This window comes from Polaromonas sp. P3_B4 (assembly GCF_056402835.1).
Window position 1 is genome coordinate 1,414,872 of the sequence record NZ_JBFUGQ010000001.1, and the last position, 12,892, is coordinate 1,427,763.

The following is a 12,892-nucleotide window of genomic DNA, read 5'->3' on the forward strand; positions in this document are numbered from 1 at the left end:
CCCTTGACCATGTTCGACTTCATCAAGCCACCTTTGTACATTCGCCTGTCGCCTTACCGGCTGACGGTGCGCAATGTGAAAACGGGCGCTTTCATTTCCGAAGTGCCCGAAATTGCGATTTCCCGCAGCCCCAAGCCCAAAGTGCTGGGTGCGGGCAATGACGCTGCCCTGCATAAATCGAGCAAGTCGGCACAGGTCATCAATCCTTTCAGCCACCCGCGCTCCATGGTGTCCGACTTCACCCACGGTGAGCAGGTACTGAAGGCATTCGTCCGGAAACTTCAGGCCAGCCACGTGCTGGCTCCCGCGCCCCGCATGGTGTTCCATCCTCTAGGGGAGCCCGCGGGTGGTTTCACCCAGGTGGAAATACGGGCCCTCCATGAGATGGCCCTGGGGGCCGGCGCTTCAGAAGTCACCATGTGGCAGGGCCCGGAATTGACAGACGAGCAGGTGCTGTCGCGCAGCTACCCTTCCGCGGGACAGGTACTGGAATGACAGCCACCGCCGGCACGGGCATCAGTGACCTGCGCACGCTCACCCGGCAATTCCCCCACCAAGGGCGGCTTGAGCAGATTTTGCTGAGGCCCGCCCGCCGCAGCCCGGTGCTCCGCGTGGCAACTGTGACGGCGCTGGCCGGCCGTGGGCTGGAAGGCGACCGGAGCGCTGCGGCGCCCGCCATTCGCCCGGAAAGCAGCAAGCGCCAGGTCACCCTGATCCAGGCCGAGCACCTGCCTGTGCTGGCGGCGCTGATGCGGCTTGGCACGGTGGATACCGCGAGCCTTAGGCGCAACCTGGTGGTGTCGGGCCTGAACCTGCTGGCTGCGAAATCGCTCTTCAGGGACCAACCCATGGCGCTGCGCATCGGCGATGTGGTGCTGGAAATCACCGGCCCGTGCGAACCCTGTTCGCGCATGGAGGAAGTGCTGGGCCCGGGCGGCTACAACGCCATGCGCGGCCACGGCGGGCTGACGGCGCGTGTGTTGCAGGGCGGTTTACTGCGCGTGGGGGATGCTGTTGCCTGTGAACCCGCCGAACCCGATCAGGAGCCCCAGACCCAGCCGCTATTGATTTAATAGCTGCTTGCGCACGTCCAGTAAGGTCTGCGGGCATTTTTGGCATTATTCGAGGCCTCGAATCCCGCCGCCCAACCGCGCACCAGCACGGGTATTTCGCTTCCCTCATACTTGCTCCTCATCCACTTCTTGGCGCAGCGGCTTTCCATGAACAAAACTTCGGTCGACAAGCAAAAAATCAAATTCCTGTTGCTCGAGGGCATTCACCCCTCCGCAGTGGAAGTTCTCAAGGCGGCAGGCTACTCGCAGATCGAAAGCCTGGCCGGCGCGCTGCCCGATGACGAACTCAAGGCAAAAATCGCCGACGCGCATTTTGTCGGCATCCGTTCCCGCACCCAGCTCACTGCCGATGTGTTTGCCCAGGCCGGCAAGCTGGCGGCGGTCGGCTGCTTTTGCATCGGCACCAACCAGGTCGACCTGAACGCCGCCCGCGAACGCGGCATTGCGGTGTTCAACGCGCCTTTTTCCAACACCCGCTCCGTGGCTGAGCTGGTACTGGCCGAGGCCATTTTGCTGCTGCGCGGCGTGCCCGAGAAAAGCGCCGTGGCGCACCGCGGCGGCTGGCTCAAGTCGGCCGAAAACGCTTACGAAATCCGCGGCAAAACGCTGGGCATCGTGGGCTACGGCTCCATCGGAACGCAGCTGTCAGTGCTGGCCGAAGCGCTGGGCATGCAGGTCGTGTTTTTTGACGTGGTGACCAAGCTGCCGCTGGGTAACGCCCGGCAGGTGGCTCAACTCAAGGATCTGTTGGCCCAGTCCGACGTGGTGAGCCTGCACGTGCCCGAAACCCAGGCCACGCAATGGATGATGGGCGCGGCCGAGATTGCCGCGATGAAGCCCGGCAGCGTGCTGATCAATGCCTCACGCGGCACGGTGGTGGAGATCGAACCGCTGGCCGAGGCGCTGAAGCAGAAAAAGCTGCTGGGTGCGGCGATCGACGTGTTTCCGGTGGAGCCGCGCAGCAACAAGGACATTTTTGAATCACCCCTGCGCGGCCTCGACAACGTGATCTTGACGCCGCACGTGGGCGGCTCGACCATGGAAGCGCAGGAAAACATCGGCATCGAGGTGGCCGAAAAGCTGGTGAAGTACAGCGACAACGGCACCTCGACGTCTTCCGTCAACTTTCCTGAAGTGGCGCTGCCGGCCCACCCAGGCAAGCACCGCCTGCTGCACATTCACCGCAACGTGCCGGGCGTGCTGTCGGAAATCAACAAGGTGTTTGCGGCCAACGGCATCAACATCGCGTCGCAGTACCTGCAGACCAACGAGGCAGTGGGTTACGTGGTGATCGACATCGACGCAGCGCACTCCGATATCGCGCTGGCCAAGCTGGCAGAGGTGCCGGGAACCATCCGCAGCCGGGTTCTGTTTTGAACCGGGCCTGAGCCACGGCGCGCAACCGCTATCAAATATATAGCTGGTTGCGCCCGTCTCTATTGCGTTTCAGCCACTTTTTTCGAGGAAAAGACCAGATTACTGCGCTGCCGGCGGCTGTAAACCCAGCAAGGTGGCCAGAGCCGCCGTTGGCAATGAACCTTCATGTGACACCGTGGCGCCGGTCTGCGCGTGGGTTCCGACGATGGTGGGGATCGAAGCGAAACCCAGTCTGGTCATCAGCTCGGTGTTTTTGGCGACGGCTTCTTTTTGCGCGTCGATATTGCTGGCCGCACTGATGCCGCCGCGCCGGGCCTGCAGCGACGTTTCATGCGCGTCCATGGCAGCCACCGGGTCGCCGGCCGCCAGCAGGGTTGCCCCCTGGGCCGTACTGGCGGCGTTGAGCATGCCAACCGGGATCCAGACAAACCTGGCCTGGGACTTCAGCGGTTTTGCCGCTTCCCACAGGGCGCCGCAGTGCGGGCATTGCGCATCAAAAAACACATACACCGTGCGCTTGCTCATTAAAGCGCCGGCCGAAAAGCCTTTGGCGCCGGCTTCGATGGCAGCCACGGATACCGGTTCGGCGGCAGCCTTTGCCGACGGGCTGCCGGGCGCGGTGCCCGGCGCATCGTTACAGCCGGCAAGCAGCAAGCCAGCCGCGACAACGGCAGCCAGGGAAAGGCGGTTCAGGAATTTGGACATCATCAAAAGCGTTGAATGAAGGAGCGGCAAGGATAGCGCAGCGGCGCTATTTCGACAGCCTGTCGGCCAATTCCCCGGCCAGCATGAAGAACTCCGGCGCGCGCTGCACCGACACGTGGGTGGCGTTCATCGCATACGTGACCCGGGTTTTGACGCCGCGCGCCTGTAGCGCCCTGACATAGGCCTCGCTGAACTGGGGCAAGGTGTTCTCGTCCTTGTTGCCCGCCACCACGCTGATCTGCGTATCCGGGTTGATTTTTTCCGCTTCGGCCAGCGGTGAAAGGCTGCGGCTCCAGGCACCGGACTTGCCCGCAGAGCTGTTGCGCCATTGCCGCCATGCCGGCACATCGCAGGGGCAGGCGGCCAGCAAATAGGCATCAGCGCTGCCCGGAAAACGGCTGGCCAGCAAGGCCGCCATGGCCGCGCCGCCCGAATGGCCGACCAAGAGGATTTTTTTGCCGGGGTTGAGGCTGCGCAGGCTGCCCAGCGCGGCAGCAATGATTTCGGCGTTGCGGGGTGTGTAGTCGTCGTCCCCGGGGCCGGACTCGCCGTCCGATACGCCCAGATCGCTGCGGTAGCCGGGCCGCTGCATCGCCACGGTGACGGCCTGGAGCTTTTCGGCAAGCAAGGCTGCTGTGCCGCTGTCCGCTTTCAACTCCGTGCGCCCGCCATTGTCGCCGTGCAGAAAGACGACCAGTACCTTGGGCGTGATGCGGGACGTCTGGCCAGGCGCCAGCTTGCGGATGACAAGGCATTGCCGGGCGTCCCCTGCCCGTTCAATGCCGTCGGCAAGTTTTCCGTCGGGGCACTTCACCGGTTGTGCCAACGCGCCTGCCCCCGCCAGCCCAAGCAGCAGGCCGGCCCAAGCAAGGCAGCCGCGGCGCATCAGGCTCCGCGCAACGCGGCTTTCAGTTGCTGGCCAATTTCGGGCTTGTCGGCAAACGGATCCGTCGGGTTGCGTGCCTGCAGCACGTCTTCAAGCCGTGTCTGCACGGAGTTGATGGCTTTGGGGTGGCTGTAGATATAGAACCGGTTGGCTGCAATGGCGTCAAACACCAGTTTCGCCACATCGGCGGCGCTCACCTTGCCGGAGCCGACCGCCTTGCCTGTCATGGCCTGCTGGATCATCTGGCTCCTGGTGGGCTTTTCCGCGCCGAGTTCAGCCGGCCGGTTGCGGTGGCTCATGCCGATGCCGGTGGCCACAAAAAACGGGCACAGCACCGAGGCGCCAACCTGATCGGTCACAAGGCCCAGGTCCTGGTACAGGGTTTCGCTGAGCGCCACCACGGCATGTTTGCTCACGTTGTAGACGCCCATGTTCGGCGGGTTCAGCAGCCCGGCCATGCTGGCGGTGTTGACGATGTGGCCTTGCCAGGATGGGTCTTTGGCGGCTGCTTCCAGCATCATCGGCGTGAAGATGCGTACGCCGTGGACCACGCCCATGACGTTGACGCCCAGCACCCATTCCCAGTCTTTGACGCTGTTTTCCCAGATCAGGCCGCCGGATCCGACGCCGGCGTTGTTGAAGACGAAATGCGGCGCGCCGAAGCGCTCGAACACGGCCTTGCCCATGGCCTCCATCTGCGCGGCGCTGGAGACGTCAAGTTTGAAGGACAGCACCTGGGCGCCGGCGGCCTTCATCTCCTCGGTGGCCTTGTCCAACGCGTCCTGCTGCACGTCGACCAGCACCAGGTTCATGCCCAGTTTGGCGCCCAGGCGCGCGCATTCCAGGCCGAAGCCCGAGCCCGCGCCGGTCAGCACTGCGGTTTTACCTTTGAAGTCCGTGATCATTTTGGGGAGTCCTTGATGGCTGGAATGGGAAAATTGTCCGTGAGGCAAGGCGTCTCAGCTGTCACTCTGGGAACTTGAGGCAACTGTTCAGGCAATCCGCAACATCTCGATGTGCGGTATGCCGTCCTCGATGTAGGGCTGGCCGGTATTGGAAAAACCGTGCTGCAGGTAGAACTGCTCAAGCCGTGCCTGTGCGCCTATGCGAATGGGTTGCGGGCCCCAGTGCTGCTGTAAACGGCCAACGGCCTCTTTCATCAGCACATGGCCAACGCCGCCGCCGCGTGCCGAGGCATGCGTGACCACGCGGCCTATGCTGGCCTCCGCAAACTTCACGCCCGCGGCAAAGCAGCGCGCATAGGCCACCAGCCGCCCTTCGCTTGTGCCCAGCAAATGCATGGCCTCCATGTCGGCGCCGTCCATGTCCTGGAAGCTGCAGGCCTGCTCGACCACAAACACCTCGCTGCGAAGCTGCAAGATCTCGTAAAGCTCACGTGTGGTCAGCGCGCCAAAGGGAAGAAAACGCCAGGAAATACCGGTGTTGCTGCTCATGCCGGAGTTGCCGCTTTCAGGGTGTAGCCGATGCGGGGGAAATGCACATGCACGGTGCCGGCACGCGCATCGGTACGGCGCAGCGTGTAATGCATGCGGGTAGCGGCGATCAGCTCGCCCTCGGTGGGCTCCGGTCCAAAACTCTCGCCGCTGACCAGCACCTGGCTGCCCAAGGGAATGCCGTGTTCGTCCTGGAACAGATCGCCCGGCAGCGGCGCAGGGGTGGACGCGGCGGCCAGCGCCACAGCCTCGGCAGAGCTGAATTTTTCAATGCCGCCATGGCCGATGGCGGCCATGCGGTCCATCCACTCCAGCACGGCGGGTGTGAGGTTCAGGATGCCCGCAAGCACCGGGGTGCGGGTGCGCGTGAACCACAGTGGGTGGTACATCGCGAAATCGGCGATGCAGGGCACATCGCCCAGCAGAAAAGGCCGGTCGTCGAGCATGTCGGAAATGCGGCGCAAATAGGATTTATAGGCTGCGGCGGCGTCGCTGGAGCGCAGGCGCGGCATGCCGATGCTCATGGCCTTGCGGTCTTCGCCGAAAGCCCGGGCGGCTTCGGGCGGCGCCTTGTCGAACATCTGGGCAATCCCCTTGGGCTGCGTGTTGTAGGCCATGGAGGTCCAGAACAGCGTGTTGTCGGCCCAGTGCGCCAGCGTGCGCGCCAGGCCCTTGCTGGGTTCCGGGTACACCGAAGGCTCGGGCTGCAAATGCTCCAGCACGTCGCTGATCAGGGCGGTGTCGCAGTAAATGTCGGCGCCGATTTGCAGGATGGGTGTCTTGCGGTAGCCGCCGGTCAGCGCCACCACGTCGGGCTTGGGCATGATCATCGGGATGATGACGGACTTCCAGGGCAGGTTTTTGTAACCCAGCATCAGGCGGGTTTTTTCGGCAAATGGCGATGTGGGGTAGTGGTGAAGAATCAGCTCGCTCATGGTGTCTCCGGGGTGTTCTGGGTGTCTGGAAATTCAGCGGGGCATGGCCCGCGCGATGAGGGTGTCGAAATCGGTCCCGGCACCGAGCGTGCCAAAGGCATGGCCCCAGTTGCCCGCAATACGCGAGTCGCAAAAAGCGCTGAAGACGGCAGCGGGCGCGGTTTGGTAGAGCAAGGCGGCCTGCACCGCCAACGCCACGTCCTGCGCGAGCCGCCGTGCCTCCACTTCAGTCGCCATTTCTTCCACACGTGTGGGCAAGGCAGCGGCCAGCCGGTCCAGCGCCGGATGCGCGCCTTGTGCGGCGGCAAGCTCCTGGTTCAGGGCCGCTACGGCGTCGGCTTTGCGCAGCGCGCGCAAAAGGTCCAGCGCCATGATGTTGCCCGCGCCTTCCCAAATCGAATTGAGCGGCATTTCGCGGTAAACGCGGGCCATGACGCCCTCGCCGCCCTCCTCCACATAACCGTTGCCGCCCAGGCATTCCATCGCCTCCTGGGCGAAGTGGCTGCCGCGCTTGCAGATCCAGAACTTGGCGACAGGCGTCAACAGGCGTGCCATGGCGGCTTCGTGGGCATCGCCCGTGTGGTCGAAAGCCCGGGCCAGGCGCATTGCCAGCGCGGTCGCGGCTTCGGATTCAAGCGCGAGGTCGGCCAGCACGTTGCGCATCAACGGCTGGTCGATGAGCAGCTTGCCAAAAGCTTTTCGCTGCGAGGTGTGGTTCAGCGCCAGGGCCAGCGCCTGCCGCATCAACCCGCTGGTGCCCAGCGCGCAGTCCAGCCGGGTCATGGTGCCCATTTCGAGGATTTGTGGAATGCCGCGGCCTTCGCCTCCGACCAGCCAGGCCTGGGCGTTTTCAAATTCCACTTCAGAACTTGCGTTGGCCTTGTTGCCCAGCTTGTCTTTGAGGCGCTGGATGCGGATGGCGTTGAGGCCGCCATCGGGCAGCACGCGTGGCAGGAAAAAGCAGGAAAGGCCGCTTGGGGTTTGGGCCAGCACCAGGAAGGCGTCGCACATGGGCGCCGAGAAAAACCATTTATGGCCGGTGATGGCATAGCGCTCGCCCCAGCCGTCGCGGCCTGCGGGCTCAGCGCGCGTGGTGTTGGCCCGCACGTCGGAGCCGCCCTGCTTTTCCGTCATGCCCATGCCCATGGTGAGGCCGGCCTTGGCTTGCCACAGCTTGAGTTCGGGGTCATAGGCGCGGCTCGCCAGCTTGGGGCCCCAGTCGGCGTAGATGGCTGTGTTGCCGCGCAACGCGGGCGTGGCCGCGTAGCTCATGGAGATGGGGCACAGGATGGAGGGCTCGAGCTCGGTGAAGAGCATGAAGCCTGCTGCGCGCTGGACATGGGGTGACGGGTTTTCTTCAGACCACGGAGAGCCATGCAGGCCCGAGCCCGTCGCGAGTTTCATGAGCTCGTGATAACTCGGGTGAAACTCCACCTGGTCCACACGACGGCCAAAACGATCATGGCTGTGCAGCGCCGGCCCATGCACATTGGCCAGGCGCGCGTGGGTCTGCATGGCCGTGCTGCCCAGCTTCGCACCGAGCTGCCTCAGCTCGTGCGTGTCCAGCGCTGGCGCATTAAATTTCAGCGCGTCGCGCAGCGGGCGATTGGTGTCAAACAGGTTGTAGTCCGACAGCGCTGCGGGCTGGTTGAAGACTTCATGCGTCATGTCCACCTCCTTTTGACCGCGCCGTGGTCGGGTCAGATCAGCTTGACCAACTGCTTGCCGAAGTTTTTGCCTTTGAGCAACCCGAGGAATGCTTCGGGCGCCGATTCAATCCCCTGCGCCACGCTTTCACGCGGGCGCAGCTTGCCGGTGCCCACCAGCGTGCCGAGTTCCTTGAGCGCTTCGGGCCAGACTTCCATGTGCTCGGCCACGATAAAGCCCTGCAGCTTGAGGCGGCTGGTCAAAATCAGCGCCGGGTAGGCCAACGGCATGGGCCGGCCGTCGTAGCCGGCGATCATGCCGCACAGCGCGATGCGGCCGAAAGCGTTCATGCGCGGCAGCACGGCGTCCAGCACCATGCCGCCCACGTTTTCAAAGTAGCCATCAATGCCATCCGGGCAGGCGTCCTTGAGAGCCTTGGTCAGCGAAGCGGCATCGGCGTGCACTTTGTAATCAATGCAGGCGTCAAAGCCGAGTTCATCGACGGCATATTTGCATTTATCGGGGCCACCGGCAATGCCGACGGCGCGGCAGCCGCGTGCCTTGGCGAGTGCGCCGAACGCGCTCCCCACTGCGCCGGTAGCGGCGCTGACCACCATGGTCTGGCCGGCTTTGGGCTCAATGATTTTCACCAGGCCGTACCAGGCGGTGACACCGGGCATACCGACCGCGCCCAGGTAGTGCGACAGCGGCACGTGCGTGGTGTCCACCTTGCGCAGCGCGCCGGGCTGGTCGGCATTGACCACGCTGTATTCCTGCCAGCCGCCCATGCCGACCACCTTGTCGCCAGGCTGGAATTTGGGCGAGCGGCTTTCCACCACCTCGCCTGCCGTGCCGCCCAGCATGACCTGGCCCAGCGGATGCGGCGCGGCATAGCTCTTGGCATCGCTCATGCGGCCACGCATGTAAGGGTCCAGGCTCAGGTAATGGTGGCGCACCAGCACCTGGCCATCCTGCAGCGGCGGCGTGTCGCTGGACACCAGCATGAAGTTACTGGCGACGGCTTCGCCGGTGGGACGGTTGTCGAGCAGGATTTGCTGGTTGATGGGCATGGAAGTCTCCTGTGTGTTGTCGGGAAAGGCAGATGATTTGCTATTGATTTGATAGCTGCTTGCGCCGGTTTTTATTGGGCTGGGCTGTGATTTAACCAATAACTCGGTTCAATCGGTTGATATGCCGCCGCCGGATAGATCCGGTGCGCCGGTGTTTTGGGCGGCGGTGGCAACCCGCCGCACGTACTTGAAGGTGCCCGTGGAGTGTGCACAGGCGCGGCCTTCCGCGTCATACAGCGTGGCTTCGGTAAACGCCATGGTGGTGCTGCGATGCATGAGCCGCCCCTTGGCTGTAAGCCGGCTGCCGTCACCGGGTGCCGGCCGCATGAAGCTGGTCTTCATCTCGATGGTGACCACGCCCATGTCTTTCTGTACGCTGCGAGCGGCCGTCGCCATGGTCACGTCCAGCAGCGTCATGATGGCGCCGCCGTGCGTCACGGCAAATGAGTTGAGGTGCTCGGGCCTGGGCGCATAGCCTATGGCCGAGGCGCCGCCTTCGAACAGTTCGAGTTCGAATCCAAGGTGGTTGACAAAAGGGATGTCGGCGCCGAAATTCATTAGCTCTTCCCAACCCTTCACTTGATTAGCCGCCTGTTACCACTGATACACCGCCGTCCACCGCCAACCACTGGCCAGTGATGTGCTTGCCGGCGTCGGACGCATAGAGCACGCACAGGCCCTTCAGATCTTCGTCATCGCCCAGGCGGCCGAGCGGCGCATGCGAGGCGAGTTTTTCCTCGCCCAGCGCTTTCAGCGTGCCCACGGTCATCCGGCTCGGGAAAAAACCCGGGCAGATGGCGTTGACGGTGATGTTGTACTTGCCCCATTCGCAGCCCAGTGCGCGCGTGAAGTTGATGACGGCACCCTTGGAGGTGTTGTAAGCCACCGTGGTCATCTCGCGCGGGTTGCCGCCCAGGCCGGCGATGGAGGCTACGTTGATGATGCGGCCGGACTTGCGGGCGATCATGCTGTGCTTGGCGATGTGCTGGCTCAGGATGAAATAGCCGCGGATGTTGAGGTTCATGACCTTGTCCCAGGCTTCGACCGGGTGGTCTTCCGCGGGTGCGCCCCAGGCGGCGCCGGCATTGTTGACCAGGATGTCGACATGGCCCAGGCGCTTGATGGCCTCGTCGGCCAGCGCCCGGATGTCTTCTTCTTTCGAGCAGTCGGCGGCGATCCAGTCGACGTCGATACCGGCAGCTTTCAACTCGGCAGCGGACTCGATCAGGTCTTCGGCCTTGCGCGAACTCAAAATGACTTTGGCGCCGGCTTCGCCCAGCGCCTGGGCCAGTTGCAGTCCCAGGCCGCGCGAGCCGCCGGTCACGAGTGCGGTTTTGCCTTTGAGGTCGAACAGCTGCTGGATGGTACGGGTCATGAAAGTTGTCTCCTGTTGGATGTCATCGGGCTTGCCGGGTGCCGCATCGGGACTCCGGCAAGGATGGGTTTGCGAATAATCTGTCAGTTTTGGCCGTGGCTTCAATGCCGGGCGCGACGGTCTGCCATATTGGCACAACATCAGGGGCCTTGCAGGCTGCGCTGTCGTCGTGGCGACTTCAGGCCGCTACGAGCCGACGTTGATGCGGGAGCGCACGTAAACCAGCACCGCGCCAACCGCCGCCACAATGCCACCCAGCACCACCATGGACCAGCCGATGGCATCGTCCAGCCGCTGGACCGACAGACCCAATACCAACGTGAGCAGCCCGCCGTAAATCAGGACCCAGATCAGGGTCTGCAAGCGAGCCACGGCCTTGTTGGAAACAGGGTCAGCGGACGGTTTGAAAAAAGCCATTAAAACGCCTCCTCGGGTAAATCGGCACAGGTCAGGTCGCGGGTTTCAACGACCTTGAGCCAGGCGCCGATTTTGGGTAATTCGTAATGATAAAAATAGCGTGTAGCGCCCATCCGTCCTGCGTGATCCGCTATCGAATTAGTAGCAGGCTGCTGCAATGCCAGGCTGGCCAGCGCCACGTCCAGCCAGATCCACGCCAATACGGTGTGGCCGAAGGCCTGCATGTAGGGTACCGCATTGGCCAGCGCCTGGCCGGGTTCGCCCGTGGCCCAGGCCGCCTTGGTGGCGCTGCCCACATGCTGCAATGCCTTGGCCAGTGCGTTGGCATGGGCGGCGAGTTCAGGCACCTGAATCGCCTTTTCAACCGTGGCGTTGATACGCGCTGCCAGCAATTGCAATCCCCTGCCCCCTTCCATCAGCACTTTGCGGCCCAGCAAATCCATGGCCTGGATGCCGTGCGTGCCTTCGTGGATCATGTTCAGGCGGTTGTCGCGCCAGTACTGCTCGACCGGAAAGTCGCGTGTGTAGCCGTAGCCGCCATGCACCTGTATGGCGAGCGAGTTGGCCTCCAGGCACCACTCGCTGGGCCAGCTCTTGGCAATCGGCGTCAGCACCTCGAGCAGCAGGCGCGCGTCGTCGGCAGCCTGCGCCTCGGCGGTGTGGTGTTCGTCAACCAGGCGGGCGCAATACAGCTCCAGCGCCAGCGCGCCCTCGCAATACGCTTTTTGCGCCAGCAGCATGCGCTTGACGTCGGCATGTTCGATGATGCGGATCTGCGGCTGGGAGGCGTCTTTGCCCACGGCACCGGTGCCGTTTTTAGAACCTCCGCCGACGGGCCGGCCCTGCGGCCGGTTTTTGGCGTAATCGAGGCTGGCGTAATAACCCGCCATGCCCAGCATGGTGGCGGCCGTGCCCACACCGATGCGTGCCTCGTTCATCATGTGGAACATGCAGCGCAGGCCTTCATGAGGCTTGCCGACCAGGTAGCCGACCGCGCCGGCCTGGCCATCCACAGGGTATTTGCCTTCGCCGAAATTGAGCAGCGTGTTGGTGGTGCCGCGCCAGCCCAGCTTGTGGTTCAGGCCCGCGAGCGCCACGTCGTTGCGCACGCCGGTGAGTTCGCCTTGGGTATCGACCATTTTCTTGGGCACGATGAAGAGCGAAATGCCGCGCGTGCCGGCGATCAGCTTGCCGTCAGGCCCCGGAATCTTGGCCAGCACCAGGTGGATGATGTTGTCGGTCAGCTCGTGCTCGCCGGCCGAGATCCACATCTTGTTGCCCTTCAGGCGATAACGTGGGCCCAGCGGGTCAGCCTCAAAGCCGTCGCCATCCGGGACCGCACGCGTGGTCACGTCGCTGAGCGAGGAACCGGCCTGCGGTTCGGACAAACACATGGTGCCCGAGAAGCGGCCGGAGAACTCGTTCCTGGCGAAGACTTCCTTCTGCATGTCGGTGCCATGCACCATCAGCAGGTTGGCATTGCCGGTAGTGAGCAGGCCTGAGCCGATGCTGACTGAGGCCATGGCGAAGAAGGCATTGGCCGCCGCTTCCACGGTATAGGGAAGCTGCATGCCGCCGACTTCGTAGTCTTGCGCGGCGCTGAGCATGCCGGAGGCGGCATAGGCCTTCTGCGCGTCGTGTGTGGCCTGCGGCAGGATGACTTTTTCGCCGTCGAAATGCGGCTCCTGTGTGTCCACTATGCGGTTGAAAGGCGCGTATTTTTCGCGCGCGATGCGCTCGCAGGTGTCGAACACCGCGTCGAAAGTCTCGCGCGAATGGTCGGCGAAACGCGCGCGCTGGTTCAGCGACTCGGCGCCCAGCCATCGGTAAAGCAGAAAGTCCAGCGTGGGCCGAAGGCTCATGACGGGCTCCCCGGTACAAGAGCGGGCGGCAAGGCAGGAAACACCTGCCCTTTCTGAAGGAGCAGGGTTTCATTCATGGTGGCTGCCCGGT

14 protein-coding genes are annotated in these 12,892 nt (G+C 63.5%); 3 read left to right on the forward strand and 11 right to left on the reverse strand.

The window, feature by feature from the left end; translation table 11 throughout:
* Positions 1–9: 9 nt before the first annotated feature.
* The 3 genes from AC1DVV_RS06790 (at position 10) to serA (ending at position 2,450) form a co-directional block, all read left to right on the forward strand.
* Complete coding sequence (locus AC1DVV_RS06790; protein WP_457280872.1) at positions 10–495, forward strand: rod shape-determining protein; 486 nt, start codon at positions 10–12, stop codon at positions 493–495.
* Positions 492–1,073: an MOSC domain-containing protein gene (locus tag AC1DVV_RS06795; protein ID WP_477666010.1), complete on the forward strand. Its 582-nt coding sequence runs from the start codon at positions 492–494 to the stop codon at positions 1,071–1,073. The genes AC1DVV_RS06790 and AC1DVV_RS06795 overlap by 4 nt, the downstream gene beginning before the upstream one ends.
* Before the next feature lie 147 nt (positions 1,074–1,220).
* Positions 1,221–2,450 (forward strand): phosphoglycerate dehydrogenase, encoded by a 1,230-nt coding sequence (serA, locus tag AC1DVV_RS06800; RefSeq protein ID WP_457280870.1) that lies wholly within the window; start codon positions 1,221–1,223, stop codon positions 2,448–2,450.
* 99 nt (positions 2,451–2,549) lie between these two features.
* Here serA and AC1DVV_RS06805 read toward each other — a convergent pair whose 3' ends face one another.
* The 11 genes from AC1DVV_RS06805 to AC1DVV_RS06855 form a co-directional block, all read right to left on the reverse strand.
* Positions 2,550–3,158 (reverse strand): thioredoxin fold domain-containing protein, encoded by a 609-nt coding sequence (locus AC1DVV_RS06805; RefSeq protein ID WP_477666009.1) that lies wholly within the window; start codon positions 3,156–3,158, stop codon positions 2,550–2,552.
* Positions 3,159–3,201: 43 nt separating this feature from the next.
* Entirely contained in the window at positions 3,202–4,041 is an 840-nt protein-coding gene (locus AC1DVV_RS06810; RefSeq protein ID WP_477666008.1) for an alpha/beta hydrolase family protein, read from the reverse strand.
* Entirely contained in the window at positions 4,041–4,946 is a 906-nt protein-coding gene (locus AC1DVV_RS06815) for an SDR family oxidoreductase (RefSeq protein ID WP_477666007.1), read from the reverse strand. The genes AC1DVV_RS06810 and AC1DVV_RS06815 overlap by 1 nt, the downstream gene beginning before the upstream one ends.
* An 87-nt stretch (positions 4,947–5,033) precedes the next feature.
* Positions 5,034–5,495 (reverse strand): GNAT family N-acetyltransferase, encoded by a 462-nt coding sequence (locus AC1DVV_RS06820; RefSeq protein WP_457280866.1) that lies wholly within the window; start codon positions 5,493–5,495, stop codon positions 5,034–5,036.
* Positions 5,492–6,430 (reverse strand): glutathione S-transferase family protein, encoded by a 939-nt coding sequence (locus tag AC1DVV_RS06825; RefSeq protein WP_457280865.1) that lies wholly within the window; start codon positions 6,428–6,430, stop codon positions 5,492–5,494. The genes AC1DVV_RS06820 and AC1DVV_RS06825 overlap by 4 nt, the downstream gene beginning before the upstream one ends.
* Positions 6,431–6,463: 33 nt before the next feature.
* Complete coding sequence (locus tag AC1DVV_RS06830; protein WP_457280864.1) at positions 6,464–8,104, reverse strand: isovaleryl-CoA dehydrogenase; 1,641 nt, start codon at positions 8,102–8,104, stop codon at positions 6,464–6,466.
* A 26-nt stretch (positions 8,105–8,130) separates the two neighbouring features.
* Positions 8,131–9,147, reverse strand: coding sequence for an NADP-dependent oxidoreductase (locus AC1DVV_RS06835; protein ID WP_457280863.1), 1,017 nt, complete (start codon positions 9,145–9,147; stop codon positions 8,131–8,133).
* A 108-nt stretch (positions 9,148–9,255) separates the two neighbouring features.
* Positions 9,256–9,705 carry a PaaI family thioesterase gene (locus tag AC1DVV_RS06840; RefSeq protein ID WP_457280862.1) on the reverse strand — a complete coding sequence of 150 codons (450 nt, stop codon included), beginning with the start codon at positions 9,703–9,705 and terminating at the stop codon, positions 9,256–9,258.
* A 25-nt stretch (positions 9,706–9,730) separates the two neighbouring features.
* Positions 9,731–10,522: an SDR family oxidoreductase gene (locus tag AC1DVV_RS06845; RefSeq protein WP_477648415.1), complete on the reverse strand. Its 792-nt coding sequence runs from the start codon at positions 10,520–10,522 to the stop codon at positions 9,731–9,733.
* A 186-nt stretch (positions 10,523–10,708) separates the two neighbouring features.
* A complete protein-coding gene (locus AC1DVV_RS06850; protein ID WP_457280860.1) occupies positions 10,709–10,939 on the reverse strand; it encodes a hypothetical protein in 231 nt (76 codons plus the stop codon).
* Positions 10,939–12,801, reverse strand: coding sequence for an acyl-CoA dehydrogenase (locus tag AC1DVV_RS06855; RefSeq protein ID WP_477666004.1), 1,863 nt, complete (start codon positions 12,799–12,801; stop codon positions 10,939–10,941). The genes AC1DVV_RS06850 and AC1DVV_RS06855 overlap by 1 nt, the downstream gene beginning before the upstream one ends.
* Positions 12,802–12,892 lie beyond the last annotated feature (91 nt).